At 73.3% G+C, this 12,916-nt stretch carries 11 protein-coding genes; 8 read left to right on the top strand and 3 right to left on the bottom strand.

The features are described from left to right. Window positions 1–77: 77 nt before the first annotated feature. On the bottom strand, window positions 78–992 hold the full coding sequence (locus ACWH4W_RS03060) for an RNA polymerase sigma factor SigF (RefSeq protein WP_473077397.1): 915 nt from the start codon (window positions 990–992) through the stop codon (window positions 78–80). Window positions 993–1,242: 250 nt separating this feature from the next. Here ACWH4W_RS03060 and ACWH4W_RS03055 point away from each other — a divergent pair, with 250 nt between their 5' ends. Next, window positions 1,243–1,620, top strand: a complete 378-nt coding sequence (locus ACWH4W_RS03055; RefSeq protein WP_106413887.1) for an STAS domain-containing protein — start codon at window positions 1,243–1,245, stop codon at window positions 1,618–1,620. Between the two features lie 242 nt (window positions 1,621–1,862). Continuing rightward, the gene (locus ACWH4W_RS03050) at window positions 1,863–2,426 is read left to right on the top strand and encodes an ATP-binding protein (RefSeq protein WP_473074305.1); all 564 of its coding nucleotides are present in this window, start codon (window positions 1,863–1,865) and stop codon (window positions 2,424–2,426) included. A 1,530-nt stretch (window positions 2,427–3,956) separates the two neighbouring features. Here the strand turns inward: ACWH4W_RS03050 and ACWH4W_RS03045 are convergent. Beyond that, entirely contained in the window at window positions 3,957–5,453 is a 1,497-nt protein-coding gene (locus ACWH4W_RS03045; RefSeq protein ID WP_473074304.1) for an oligopeptide:H+ symporter, read from the bottom strand. 516 nt (window positions 5,454–5,969) lie between these two features. Here ACWH4W_RS03045 and ACWH4W_RS03040 point away from each other — a divergent pair. After that, window positions 5,970–6,647, top strand: a complete 678-nt coding sequence (locus tag ACWH4W_RS03040) for a response regulator transcription factor (protein ID WP_473074303.1) — start codon at window positions 5,970–5,972, stop codon at window positions 6,645–6,647. A 43-nt stretch (window positions 6,648–6,690) separates the two neighbouring features. After that, window positions 6,691–7,965, top strand: coding sequence for an ATP-binding protein (locus ACWH4W_RS03035; protein WP_473074302.1), 1,275 nt, complete (start codon window positions 6,691–6,693; stop codon window positions 7,963–7,965). A gap of 52 nt (window positions 7,966–8,017) precedes the next feature. Here ACWH4W_RS03035 and ACWH4W_RS03030 read toward each other — a convergent pair whose 3' ends face one another. Next, window positions 8,018–8,509 (bottom strand): GtrA family protein, encoded by a 492-nt coding sequence (locus tag ACWH4W_RS03030; RefSeq protein WP_473077396.1) that lies wholly within the window; start codon window positions 8,507–8,509, stop codon window positions 8,018–8,020. 155 nt (window positions 8,510–8,664) lie between these two features. Here ACWH4W_RS03030 and ACWH4W_RS03025 point away from each other — a divergent pair, with 155 nt between their 5' ends. The 4 genes from ACWH4W_RS03025 (at window position 8,665) to ACWH4W_RS03010 (ending at window position 12,818) form a co-directional block, all read left to right on the top strand. After that, window positions 8,665–9,807, top strand: coding sequence for a 5-(carboxyamino)imidazole ribonucleotide synthase (locus tag ACWH4W_RS03025; protein ID WP_473074301.1), 1,143 nt, complete (start codon window positions 8,665–8,667; stop codon window positions 9,805–9,807). Between the two features lie 77 nt (window positions 9,808–9,884). Then, entirely contained in the window at window positions 9,885–10,385 is a 501-nt protein-coding gene (gene purE, locus ACWH4W_RS03020) for a 5-(carboxyamino)imidazole ribonucleotide mutase (protein WP_473074300.1), read from the top strand. Window positions 10,386–10,390: 5 nt separating this feature from the next. After that, window positions 10,391–11,569, top strand: a complete 1,179-nt coding sequence (locus ACWH4W_RS03015) for a dipeptidase (protein ID WP_473074299.1) — start codon at window positions 10,391–10,393, stop codon at window positions 11,567–11,569. A 121-nt stretch (window positions 11,570–11,690) separates the two neighbouring features. After that, window positions 11,691–12,818, top strand: a complete 1,128-nt coding sequence (locus tag ACWH4W_RS03010; RefSeq protein ID WP_473074298.1) for a dipeptidase — start codon at window positions 11,691–11,693, stop codon at window positions 12,816–12,818. Window positions 12,819–12,916 lie beyond the last annotated feature (98 nt).

Raw genomic sequence — 12,916 nt, 5'->3', positions numbered from 1 at the left:
CTGAACGGCTCTCGAACCCCCGAAGGGCGGCCCGGACCCGGGCCGCCCTTCGGGGGACGGACGTCACGTGGCGGGGATCACTCCTCGACCGTGAGGCCCTTGCGCAGCTTCACCAGCGTCCGGGACAACAGCCGGGAGACGTGCATCTGGGAGATGCCGAGCTCCTCGCCGATCTCCGACTGGGTCATGCCGGCGACGAACCGCAGCGACAGGATCTTCCGGTCCCGCGACGGCAGTTCGGCGATCAGCGGCTTCAACGACTCGATGTACTCGATGCCTTCGAGCCCGTGGTCCTCGTAGCCGATCCGGTCGGCCAGCGCGCTCTCGGTGTCGTCCTCCTCGGGCTGGGCGTCCAGCGAGGAGGCGGTGTACGCGTTCGACGCGGCCATGCCCTCGACGACCTCGTCGGGGGTGATGCCCAGCCGGTCCGCCAGCTCGGCCACCGTCGGCGCGCGGTCGAGCTGCTGGGCCAGTTCGTCACCGGCCTTGGCCAGGTCCAGCCGCAGCTCCTGCAGGCGGCGCGGCACGCGCACGGACCACGAGGTGTCGCGGAAGAAGCGCTTGATCTCGCCGATGATGGTCGGCATCGCGAAGGTGGGGAACTCCACACCCCGCGTGTGTTCGAAGCGGTCGATCGCCTTGATCAGGCCGATGGTGCCGACCTGGATGATGTCCTCCATGGGCTCGCTGCGCGAGCGGAACCGGGAGGCGGCGAACTTGACCAGGGCGAGGTTCAGTTCGACGAGCGTGGTGCGTACGTACGAGTACTCGGGACTGCCTTCGTCGAGCGACTCCAGGCGCTCGAACAAGGTCTTGGACAGGGCCCGTGCGTCGACCGGGCCCACCTCGTCGTACGGGGGGATCTCCGGGAGTCCGGCGAGGAGACCGTCCGGGTCGACTCCCAGGTCGCCCTGCTCGATGGGATCCAGATGTTCCGGAGGTGGTGTCGACGTCGCTTTTCGGGTAGGCGATGCGTCGAGCCGGGGTGACATGATGTCCTCCATCGTTCTCGGCATATGGCTGCCGAAGCCGATACGTGCACTGCGGTGTGCGGCGCCTCCAAAGCCGGCCGTGTCGGGTGCGTGTCTTTACTAGCCCTACCGGCTGCTCGAAGCCCGGTGCAAGTGTCTTCTGTGCGGTTATGTCCGTTTGTGCGCGATTGTTAGAGTGTCGATGCTTAGCCGGAAGGCGTAATGTTCGAGGGCGTCAGGAACAGCCACGACCTCGGGAGAGAGAGACGGCATGGACCGCGGGACGGTCGGCAGCGCACAGTCGGGCCGGCTTCTGGTCGAGGTGCGAGAAGAGGGCCCCAGTGCCGTCGTGACCCCGGCGGGTGAGTTGGACCATCACACCGCCGATCTGTTGCGGGAGCCACTGGAGGACTGTCTCGCCAAGGGTTTCAAGCGGCTTGTCATCGACTGCTCCCGGCTGGAGTTCTGTGACTCCACGGGGCTGAACGTGCTGCTCGGCGCCCGACTGAAGGCCGAGGCGGGCGGAGGCGGGGTGCACCTCGTGGGGATGCAGCCCGTTGTCGCGCGTGTGTTCGAGATCACGGGGGCGGACGCGGTGTTCGCCGTTCACGACACGCTCGAGGCGGCCCTGGCCGACGATTCGGCGTGACACGCGCGGGCAGGCCCGGCGGGGCGTTCGCTCCGCACCCGCCGACGGCGGGGGATCCCCGGCGCGTTTTTTCGTGCGAATACGGGGGTGTTCCGTCGGGCGGCTCGGGCAGGAGACACCCTGAACGTCCCGGAGACGGTGGCCGGGAGGGCGCCGAGAACCGTTCGGGCCGTCCGCGCGTGACTGACCGAGTACGGAATATTTCGCATGGTGAACTGGTGACACGGTGAGGTGAAGCGCTGATGAGCACCACCCGGCCCTATCCGCCGGGCGACCGCGGTCCGGAGCCCAGCGGCGCTTCCGGGACGCCCGGGGGCGCCGCACCGGCCGCGGCCGTCCCGGACGGCGGCGTGGCCGTGCCGACCGCACCGGCGTCGCCACCGGGTCCGTCCGGCGGCGCCCAGGTGCGCCGGCTGAGCTTCGAGGACCAGAGCGGGGTCGTGCCGCTCGCGCGGGACTTCACGCGGCAGGCGCTGTACGACTGGGGCTGGCTGCCGACCGCCACGGCGGACCGGCGGGCCGCCGCCGAGGACGTCCTGCTCGTCGTGTCCGAGCTGGTCACCAACGCGTGCCTGCACGCGGAGGGGCCGGATCTGCTGACCATCACCTGCGACCGCAAGGTGATCCGGCTCGAGGTCACCGACCGGGGCGCCGGCCAGCCGTCCCCGCGCACGCCGCACCGCGCGGGCCGGCCGGGAGGCCACGGCATGTTCATCGTCCAGCGCCTGTGCCTGGACTGGGGCGTGCTCCGCGCCCCTGACATCGCGGGCAAGACGGTCTGGGCCGAACTGGGCACCCCTTCGTGACGCCGGGCCGCCTCCCGGCGCCCGGCGCCTCGTCCCGCGCCGCCCTGCGCGCAGGCGGCGCCGCCCGAGACGCACGTCCCGCGCAGCCGCGTCGACCTCGGGGACTCCCGTGCGGGGCGCTTGCGCGCGGGCCGCTCCGTGCGCTGCCGTTCGGCGCCGGCGCCATGGGGCGCCGCCCGCCGTCCGCTCCAGGACGCGGAGCGCCGGCCGCGGGGCGCCACCGCCTCGCGGCCCTCGCGCGAACGCCCCGCCCGGCGGCGGAAGCCGCTGTACGCCGCTGAGCCGCCGCGACACGGGCCCGCCACACGGTTCCGCCCCGTCCGTGCCCTCAGGCCGCCTCAGAGCCCTCTGAGCGACTCCCAGGCCCCTCCTCAGGGGGAAACCGGACCGGCAGCTCCCCGACGCCCGCTGCGGCCGCTCCCGCGCCGTGCGACGCGGGCGGGTCCTCCCACCGCGCCGAAGGTCGGGCTCCCCGCCGCGCCCGGGTCCGGGCGCGCCTCCGAACCGCCTCTCTTCCGGCATCGGGCGCCCGGGGTGCCGGCCCGGGTACCGGGCGCTGCGCTCCTGGCAGCGGGTGCCGGGACGCCTCACCGAGTTCCGGGGCGCCGCTCCACCGGCACCGAGGCGTCCGCGCCACCTCGCCCGGGTTTCAGGCGCCCCTCTCATGGCGTCGGGCGCCCGTGCCGCCCCGCCTCCCGCCCGGCGCCCGCGTCGCCCGCCTCCCGCCCGGCGCCCGCGTCGCCCCGCCTCCCGCCCGGCGCCCGCGTCGCCCCGCCTCCCGCCCGGCGCCCGCGTCGGCATGTCCGCGCCCAGCCCCCGGTGCCCGGGGAGCGCCCGGCAGCCGTGCCGGGGTACGCACCCCGGCCGTCTCACCGCCCCGGCACCTGTCCTGCGCCGTGGCACCTCTGTGCCGGGATGCGCTCCTGTGCCGGGATGCGCTCCTGTGCCGGGGTGCACTCCTGTGCCGTGGCACCCCGGTGCCCGGGGAGCGCCCGGCAGCCGTGCCGGGGCATGCACCCCGGCCGTCTCACCGCCCCGGCACCTGTCCTGCGCCGTGGCACCCCTGTGCCGGGATGCGCTCCTGTGCCGTGGCACCCCTGTGCCGGGGTGCACTCCTGTGCCGGGGTGCACTCCTGTGCCGTGGCACCCCGGTGCCCGGGGAGCGCCCGGCAGCCGTGCCGGGGCATGCACCCCGGCCGTCTCACCGCCCCGGCACCTGTCCTGCGCCGTGGCACCCCTGTGCCGTGGCACCCCTGTGCCGGGGTGCACCCCTGTGCTGGGATGCGCCCCTGTGCCGTGGCACCCCGGTGCCCGGGGAGCGCCCGGCAGCCGTGCCGGGGCACGCACCCCGGCCGCCTCACCCCGCGCCTGCGCGCATCCGCCCCGCGCCGTGGCACGCACCCCGCCCCCGGCCCCGCCCGCCTGCGCGCGCCCGCTCCGCACCCCGCGCCGACCGCACCACACACGAAGGGCCCGCAGCCGTGTCGGCTGCGGGCCCTTCTCCCCGTGCGGGGTGCGGTCGGCGCCGTCTCAGCGGACGTCGCCCATCAGGGCCTTGACCTTGTTGCGGTACATCCAGACCGCCGCGCCGGCCAGGACCGCGAGGGTCGCCTCCAGGGCGACGATGCCGGTCTTGTTGAGGTCGACACCGGCGATGGACAGCAGGCCGGTCGTGGCGTCGCCGGCGGTGACGGCGAGGAACCAGACGCCCATCATCTGCGAGGCGTACTTCGCGGGCGCCATCTTCGTGGTGACCGACAGGCCGACCGGGGAGAGCAGCAGCTCGCCGACGGTTTGGACGAAGTAGACCGCCACCAGCCACAGCGCGGCCGCCTTGTGACCGCCCTCGGCGATCGACAGCGGGGCGAGGAACAGGAAGAACGAGACGCCGACCAGCATCAGACCGGAGGCGAACTTCACGATCGTGCTCGGCTCCTTGCCGCGCCGGTTCAGCGCGAGCCAGATCCAGGCGAAGACCGGGGCCAGCGCCATGATCAGGACCGGGTTGACCGACTGGTACCAGGAGACCGGGAAGTCCCAGCCGAAGACGCTGTTCTCGGCCGACGAGTCGGCGAAGATCGACAGGGTCGAGCCGCCCTGGTCGTAGATCATCCAGAAGAGCGCGGCGGCGACGAAGAACCAGATGTACGCGGACATCTTCGACTGCTCGGTGCGGTCGAGGTCCTTGTCGCGCTTGATGCGGACCAGCACCATCACCGGGATGATCACGCCGAGCAGGGTCAGCGGGACCAGGATCCAGTTCAGGGTGTAGTGGCCGGAGAACCCGACGATCGCGTACGCCACGACGGCGATGCCCGCCCACAGCGCGGACTTGCGCAGCGTGGAGGCCTTCTCCTGGGCCGACAGCGGCTTCGGGACGACGCTGGACTGCGCGTCCAGGTGGCGGCTGCCCAGCAGGAACTGCGTCACGCCGAGACCCATGCCGAGCGCGGCGAGCGCGAAGCCCAGGTGCCAGTTGACGCTCTCGCCGACGGTGCCGATGATCAGCGGCGCGGCGAAGGCACCGAGGTTGATGCCCATGTAGAAGACGGTGAAGCCGCCGTCCCGGCGCGGGTCGTCCGGGCCCTGGTAGAGCTGGCCGACCATCGTGGAGATGTTGGCCTTCAGCAGGCCGGAGCCGATCGCGACGAGGCCGAGGCCGCCGTAGAAGGTGCCCGTGTAGGGCAGGGCCAGCGTCAGGTGGCCCAGCATGATGACGCCGCCGGCGACGGCGACGGTCCTGCGGGGGCCCCAGACCCGGTCGCCGAACCAGCCGCCGGGCATGGCGAGCAGGTACACCAGCGAGAGGTACACCGAGTAGATGGCGGTGGCGGTGCCCGCGCTCAGACCGAGTCCGCCCGGTGCGACGAGGTACAGCGGGAGCAGGGCCCTCATGCCGTAGTAGGAGAAACGCTCCCACATCTCGGTCATGAAGAGTGTGGCCAGTCCGCGGGGGTGGCCGAAGAAGGTCTTCTCGGACCCGGGGGTGCCCGGGGAGGCCGAGTCCTTCGTCAGGCTGGACGCCATGGTCGTTCCTTGCTGTCGGGACGCGTCGCGCGAGACGGGTACGCGCCCGGTGGGGGGCTGGCCGGCACCGGCGGGCCGTACCGTCCGCCCCACGCCCGGGGGATGCCGCCCCGGATCACGGAGCGGCGGACGGCGACCACCGGGATCCACGCCTTCGCCGTGCGTCGACGCGCGGCGAAGGCCCGGCCACAGGTCATTGCTTCAGGGCCGGCGATGCGTGCCGGCCCGCACACAAAAGAGACCCTCGGCGTCAACTGCCGCCAAAGGTCCCCGCGGTGCAACAGGCGTTGGTTCACCATACGGCAGGACAGTGCCGGATATGGAAGGACTTGAGACGTGAATCACAGGTTTCAGGGGAACCGGGACCGTCCATTCGAAGGCCTGCCCAGCATCGCACCTCGCACCCGCAGGTCCGTACCAAGGGTGCGGGAGGCGGGAGCCGGGCGGGACGCCGGTGCGGACCGAGCCCGCCGATCACGCCCCTGCGGCTCGGGCCGCGGGTCTACCATCATCGGCATGACCCGTGTACTGCTCGCCGAGGACGACGCGTCCATCTCGGAGCCGCTGGCCCGCGCCCTGCGCCGGGAGGGTTACGACGTCGAGGTGCGTGAGGACGGCCCCGGCGCCCTGGAGGCCGGCATGCGGGGCGGCGTCGACCTGGTCGTGCTGGACCTCGGGCTGCCCGGGATGGACGGCCTGGAGGTCGCCCGCCGGCTCCGCGCCGAGGGGCACACGGTCCCCCTGCTGATCCTCACCGCGCGCGCCGACGAGGTGGACACGGTCGTCGGCCTGGACGCGGGCGCCGACGACTACGTCACCAAGCCGTTCCGGCTCGCCGAGCTGCTGGCCAGGGTCCGGGCCCTGCTGCGGCGCGGCGCGGCCGAGCCGCAGCAGCCGCCCGCCACCCACGGCGTGCGCATCGACGTCGAGTCGCACCGGGCGTGGATGGGCGACGAGGAGCTCCAGCTCACCGCCAAGGAGTTCGACCTGCTGCGGGTGCTGGTGCGCGACGCGGGCCGGGTCGTCACCCGCGACCAGCTGATGCGCGAGGTCTGGGACACCACCTGGTGGTCCTCCACCAAGACCCTCGACATGCACATCTCCTGGCTGCGCAAGAAGCTCGGCGACGACGCGGCCAACCCCCGTTACATCGCCACCGTGCGCGGCGTGGGCTTCCGCTTCGAGAAGAGCTGAGAGAGCTGGACCCCGCCGGGGTTCCGCCACCGGGTGGGAGAACATGCGCCGCCGTCTGATCCAGTCCACGCTCGCCGTGGTCCTCGTCGTGATCGCCGTCTTCGGCGTCTCCCTGGTGATCGTCGAGACCCGCACCATCACCGAGACCGCCAAGGAGCGCGTGGAGTCCGAGGCGGTGCGCCTGGCCAGCATCGTCGACAGCCGGCTGCTCGTCGAGGACAAGGTCACCGCCGAGGTCCTCGACGAGCAGATGCCCGACGACCGGTACGCCGTCGTCCGGCTCCCCGGCAAGCCGCCCATCGAGGTCGGCTCCAAGCCGGACGGCGACGTCATCAGCGCCACGGCGCCCGGCGAGGAGGGCGAGACGGTCACCGTCCAGGAGTCGCGCTCCTCGGTGACCGAGGAGGTCGGCCGCACCCTGCTGATCATCGGCCTGGTCGCGCTGCTCGCGGTGATCGCGGCGGTGCTGCTGGCGATCCGGCAGGCCAACCGCCTCGCCTCCCCGCTGACCGACCTCGCCGAGACCGCCGAGCGGCTCGGCTCCGGCGACCCGCGCCCCCGCCACCGCCGCTACGGCGTCCCCGAGCTGGACCGGGTCGCCGACGTGCTGGACGCCTCCGCCGAACGCATCGCCCGCATGCTGACCGCCGAGCGGCGGCTCGCCGCCGACGCCTCCCACCAGCTGCGCACCCCGCTCACCGCGCTGTCCATGCGGCTGGAGGAGATCACCCTCACCGACGACCCGGAGACGGTGAAGGAGGAGGCGACGATCGCGCTCACGCAGGTGGAGCGGCTGACGGACGTGGTGGAGCGGCTGCTGACCAACTCCCGGGACCCGCGCACCGGCTCCGCCGTCACCTTCGAACTCGACGAGGTGATCACGCAGCAGCTCGCCGAGTGGCGCCCCGCCTACCGCAGCGCCGGCCGGGCCATCGTCACCTCCGGCAAGCGGAACCTGCGGGCCGTGGGCACCCCGGGCGCGGTCGCCCAGGTGCTGGCCGCGCTGATCGAGAACTCGCTGATGCACGGCGGCGGCACGGTCGCCCTGCGCACCCGGGTCACCGGCAACCAGGTCGTCGTGGAGGTCACCGACGAAGGACCGGGCGTGCCCGCCGAGCTGGGCGCGCGGATCTTCGAGCGGGCGATCAGCGGCCGCAACTCCACCGGGATCGGCCTGGCGGTCGCCCGGGACCTGGCGGAGGCGGACGGCGGCCGTCTGGAGATGCTGCAGGCCAGCCCGGCCGTCTTCGGCCTGTTCCTGTCCCGCACGCCCCCGCGGAAGGACCCCGACGAGGAGACCCGCAGGACGGTCCGCTGAGGCGGGACGGTCCGCCGAGCGGGACGCGCCGCGCCCACGGCACGCGCGGCGGTTACGGCACGCGCTGCCTGGGCCGCCCCCCGGCCACCGGGACCCCGCCCGCCACGGGCTCCTCCCGTACCGGCAGGGCGCGGAACACCCACGTGCGGTAGGACCAGAAGCGGAACAGCGTCGCGACGCCGATGCCGAGGAACTTGAAGACGTTGCTCTGCAGCGGGCCGTCCCAGCCGAAGCCGTACGTCGCCGTGTAGAGCACGCCGTTCTCGATCACCAGGCCGATGGCGCTGAACAGCAGGAACAGCGACATCTCGCGGGTGCGCCGGGACTTGTCGCGGTCCCGGTAGGTGAAGTACCGGAAGCCCACGTAGTTGAAGACGATCGCGACCACGGTGGCGATGACGCTCGCGCGCACCACCTGGAGGTCGGTCGCCTGCCGGACCAGGTTGAACACACCGAGGTTGACCAGAACCCCGGCTCCCCCCACCGCGCCGAACTTGGCCGCTTCGCGGAAGAGCCGTCGAAGCCCCGAGGAACCTTGTTCCATCGCCCACAGGCTCCCGTCGGTCGAGTGCGTCAACTCCGCCATGCTAACCACCCGCACGCGCGATCTTCCTGCGGACGCCGCGCCGCCCGCGTCCCGTGCGTCCCTCCCGACGGGCGGGAATCGGCCACCCTGGCGCGGGCGGATACCCTGGGGGCGTGACGTTCCCGGTAGTCGGCATGGTCGGCGGCGGTCAGCTCGCTCGTATGACACACGAGGCGGGCATCCCGCTCGGCATCAGGTTCAAGCTCCTCAGTGACACCCCGCAGGATTCCGCGGCCCAGGTGGTGAGCGACGTCGTCGTCGGCGACTACCGCGACCTGGACACGCTGCGCGACTTCGCGCGCGGCTGCGACGTGATCACCTTCGACCACGAGCACGTGCCCACCGAGCACCTCAGGGCCCTGGAGGCCGACGGCATCCCCGTCCGCCCCGGCCCCGACGCGCTGGTGCACGCCCAGGACAAGGGCGTGATGCGCGCGAGGCTGGAGGCGATCGGCGTGCCCTGCCCGCGCCACCGCATCGTCGACGACCCGGCCGACGTGGCCGCGTTCGCGGCGGAGAGCGGGGGAGGCTTCCCCGTCGTCCTCAAGACCGTCCGCGGCGGCTACGACGGCAAGGGCGTGTGGGTCGTGGACTCCGTGGAGGAGGCCGCCGAGCCGTTCAGGGCCGGCGTGCCCGTGCTCGCCGAGGAGAAGGTCGACTTCGTGCGCGAGCTGGCCGCCAACGTCGTGCGCTCCCCGCACGGCCAGGCCGTCGCCTACCCGGTCGTGGAGTCCCGGCAGGTGAACGGCGTCTGCGACACCGTCGTCGCGCCCGCACCGGACCTCGACGAGAGCCTCGCGCTGAAGGCCGAGGAGATGGCGCTGACCATCGCCCGGGAGCTCGGCGTGGTCGGCCACCTCGCGGTGGAGCTGTTCCAGACCCGCGACGGCCGCCTCCTCGTCAACGAACTCGCCATGCGCCCGCACAACTCCGGCCACTGGTCCATGGACGGCGCGATCACCTCGCAGTTCGCCAACCACGTGCGCGCCGTCCTCGACCTCCCGCTCGGCGACCCCCGTCCGCGCGCGAAGTGGACGGTCATGGTCAACGTCCTCGGCGGCGACTACCCGGACATGTACTCCGCGTACCTGCACTGCATGGCGCGCGACCCCCGACTGAAGATCCACATGTACGGCAAGGACGTGAAGCCCGGCCGCAAGGTCGGTCACGTGAACACCTACGGCGACGACCTGGACGACGTGCTGGAGCGCGCCCGTCACGCAGCCGGCTACCTGAGAGGCACGATCACCGAATGAGTCCCGCCCACCCGTCGCCCGGCCACCGCCCCTCAACGAGCGCTGACGCGCGCCCCTTCCCTTCGGTGGGCATCGTCATGGGGTCGGACTCCGACTGGCCCGTCATGGAGGCGGCGGCCAAGGCCCTCGACGAGTTCGAGATCGCCTACGAGGCCGACGTCGTCTCCGCGCACCGCATGCCGCGCGAGATGATCGCGTACGGCGAGCAGGCCGCGGACCGCGGGCTCAAGGTGATCATCGCGGGCGCGGGCGGCGCCGCCCACCTGCCCGGGATGCTCGCCTCCGTGACCCCGCTGCCCGTCATCGGCGTGCCGGTGCCGCTGAAGCACCTCGACGGCATGGACTCGCTGCTGTCCATCGTGCAGATGCCGGCCGGGGTGCCGGTCGCCACCGTCTCCGTGGCCGGCGCGCGCAACGCGGGCCTGCTCGCGGCCCGGATCCTCGCCGCCCACGACGAGGAACTGCTCGCCCGCATGCGGGAGTTCCAGCAGGAGCTGAACGACCAGGCGACCGAGAAGGGCAAGCGGCTGCGGGCCAAGGCCGAGGGGTCCGCGAACGGCTTCGGCTTCGGGAAGTGAGCCCCGTGACCTCCCTGGACGACGCCCGCGCGCTGCTGGCCGAGTTCCCCGTCGTCGACGGGCACAACGACCTGCCCTGGGCGCTGCGCGAACAGGTCCGCTACGACCTCGACGCCCGCGACATCGCCGCCGACCAGTCCGCCCACCTGCACACCGACCTCCCCCGGCTGCGGGCCGGCGGCGTCGGCGCGCAGTTCTGGTCGGTGTACGTCCGCGCCGACGCCCCCGACCCGGTGCCGGCCACGCTGGAACAGATCGACTGCGTACGGCGGTTGCTGGACCGGTACCCGCGGGACCTGGCGCCCGCGCTGACCGCCGCCGACATGGAGGCCGCGCGCCGCGAGGGCCGTATCGCCTCCCTCATGGGGGCGGAGGGCGGCCACTCCATCGCGAACTCCCTCGGCACCCTGCGGGGGTTGTACGACCTGGGCGTGCGCTACCTGACCCTCACCCACAACTTCAACGTGGCGTGGGCGGACTCGGCGACCGACGAGCCCGGCGTGGGCGGACTGTCGGCGTTCGGCCGTGAGGTGGTGCGGGAGATGAACCGGCTCGGCATGCTGGTCGACCTCTCCCACGTCGCCGCCACCACCATGCGGGACGCGCTGGACACCAGCACGGCGCCGGTGATCTTCTCCCACTCCTCGGCCCGCGCGGTCTGCGACCACCCGCGGAACGTCCCCGACGACGTGCTGGAGCGGCTGCCCGCCAACGGCGGTGTCGCGATGGTGACGTTCGTGCCGAAGTTCGTGCTCCAGGCCGCCGTCGACTGGACGGCCGCCGCCGACGAGAACATGCGCGCGCACGGCTTCCACCACCTCGACACCACCGCCGAGGCGATGAAGGTGCACCGCGCCTTCGAGGAGACCCACCCGCGCCCCGTCGCCACGGTGGCCACGGTCGCCGACCACCTCGACCACATGCGCGAGGTCGCCGGCGTCGACCACCTCGGCATCGGCGGCGACTACGACGGCACGGCCTTCACCCCCGACGGCCTGGACGACGTCTCCGGCTACCCCCGGCTGATCGCGGAGCTGCTGGACCGCGGCTGGTCCCGCGCCGACGTGGCGAAGCTGACCTGGCAGAACGCGGTCCGCGTGCTGGGCGCCGCCGAGGACGTGGCCCGCGGCCTGCGCGCGACGCGCGCGCCGTCCCACGCCACCATCGAGGCGCTGGACGGCTGACCGGCCCACACGGCGCGGGGCCCCTCGGGTTTACCCCGAACGCCGCGTTCACCAGGAAGCCGGAGGGGGCTCCGTGCGACCGTGACCGTACCGCCGAGGTCACGACGTACGGAGCCCCGTGATGGCCGATCTCCAGGACGACCTGCACACCGCCGCCGAGGTCGGCCGTGTCGACGAGCCGTACCCGCAGGAGGCGGTGGTCGTCGGGCCGGAGGAGTACCGGCCCGTCTCCGACCCGGACGACGCCCCCCTCGACCGCGCCCGGGCCGTCCTCGCCGCCCACCCCGTCTGCGACGGCTACAGCGGCCTGCCGTGGACGCTGCGCGGACTGCCCTGGTACGACCTCGACCTGGGGGAGAGCGCCGTCGACGCGGACCTGCCCCGGCTGCGCAAGGGGCAGGTCGGCGCCGTGTTCTGGTCGCTGCACCTGCCCGAGGGCCACGACGGGGACCGGGCGCTCGCCGCGACCCTGGAACAGCTCGACCTGGCGCAGGCGGTCGTCGCCGCCCACGACGAGGGACTGCGCCCCGCCCGCACCGCCGGAGAAGTCGTCGACGCCCGCAACCGCGGCCGGGTCGCCGTGCTGTTCGGGCCGGCCGGCGCGCCCGCCCTCGGCGACTCCCTGAGCGTCCTGCGCGCGCTGCACACGCTCGGCGTGCGGGTGCTCACCCTCACCGGCACCTCCTGGGCGGGGCCCGCCGGGCTCACCCGCTTCGGCGAGGAGGTCGTGCGCGAGATGAACCGGCTCGGCATGGTCGCCGACCTCTCCCACGCCTCCACCCCGACCGTCCGCCGTGTCCTGACCGTCTCCAGGGCGCCGGTGCTGTTCAGCCGGTCCGGCGCCCGCGACCTGCGCCCGCACCCGGCCAACCTGCCCGACGACCTGCTCGCCGCGGTGGGCGAGGCGAAGGGGCTGTGCCTGGTGCCGTTCACCGCCGAGCAGGCCGGGCCGACCGTCCGCGACGTCGCCGACCACCTCGACCACGTCCGCACCCTCGCCGGCCCGGACTGCGTCGGCCTCTCCGGCGCCTACGACACCGGCACCGCCCACCCCCAGGAGCTGCGCGACCCGTCCTGCTACCCGCGCCTGATCGCCGAGCTGCTCCGGCGCGGCTGGGACGAGTCCGACGTCGCCCTTCTGACCTGGGGGAACGTCCAGCGGGTGCTCCGCGCGGCGGCTTTCGCCGCGCACACCGCCCAGCAGCGCCGCAAGCCGTCGACGGCGACGATCACCGCCCTCGAGGGCTGAGCCGCGCCCGTGCGGGCGCGGTGCCGGTGGCGGGTCCTGCTCGGGTGAGGCGCCGGTGGCCCGTCCCCCGGAGGGCTGGGCCGGTCCTGCTCGGGCGA

The sequence above is a fragment of the Streptomyces sp. DSM 120436 genome, assembly GCF_055778765.1.
The sequence above is the reverse complement of the archived record's forward strand: the minus strand, read 5'-3'. Positions and strand labels throughout refer to the sequence as shown.

Coding starts and splice junctions, on each gene's coding strand:
- ACWH4W_RS03045 (WP_473074304.1), bottom strand. CDS start 5,453: ATGGCGTCCAGCCTGACGAAGGACTCGGCCTCCCCGGGCACCCCCGGG.
- ACWH4W_RS03055 (WP_106413887.1), top strand. CDS start 1,243: ATGGACCGCGGGACGGTCGGCAGCGCACAGTCGGGCCGGCTTCTGGTC.
- ACWH4W_RS03060 (WP_473077397.1), bottom strand. CDS start 992: ATGTCACCCCGGCTCGACGCATCGCCTACCCGAAAAGCGACGTCGACA.
- ACWH4W_RS03030 (WP_473077396.1), bottom strand. CDS start 8,509: ATGGAACAAGGTTCCTCGGGGCTTCGACGGCTCTTCCGCGAAGCGGCC.
- purE (WP_473074300.1), top strand. CDS start 9,885: ATGGGGTCGGACTCCGACTGGCCCGTCATGGAGGCGGCGGCCAAGGCC.
- ACWH4W_RS03040 (WP_473074303.1), top strand. CDS start 5,970: ATGACCCGTGTACTGCTCGCCGAGGACGACGCGTCCATCTCGGAGCCG.
- ACWH4W_RS03035 (WP_473074302.1), top strand. CDS start 6,691: ATGCGCCGCCGTCTGATCCAGTCCACGCTCGCCGTGGTCCTCGTCGTG.
- ACWH4W_RS03050 (WP_473074305.1), top strand. CDS start 1,863: ATGAGCACCACCCGGCCCTATCCGCCGGGCGACCGCGGTCCGGAGCCC.
- ACWH4W_RS03010 (WP_473074298.1), top strand. CDS start 11,691: ATGGCCGATCTCCAGGACGACCTGCACACCGCCGCCGAGGTCGGCCGT.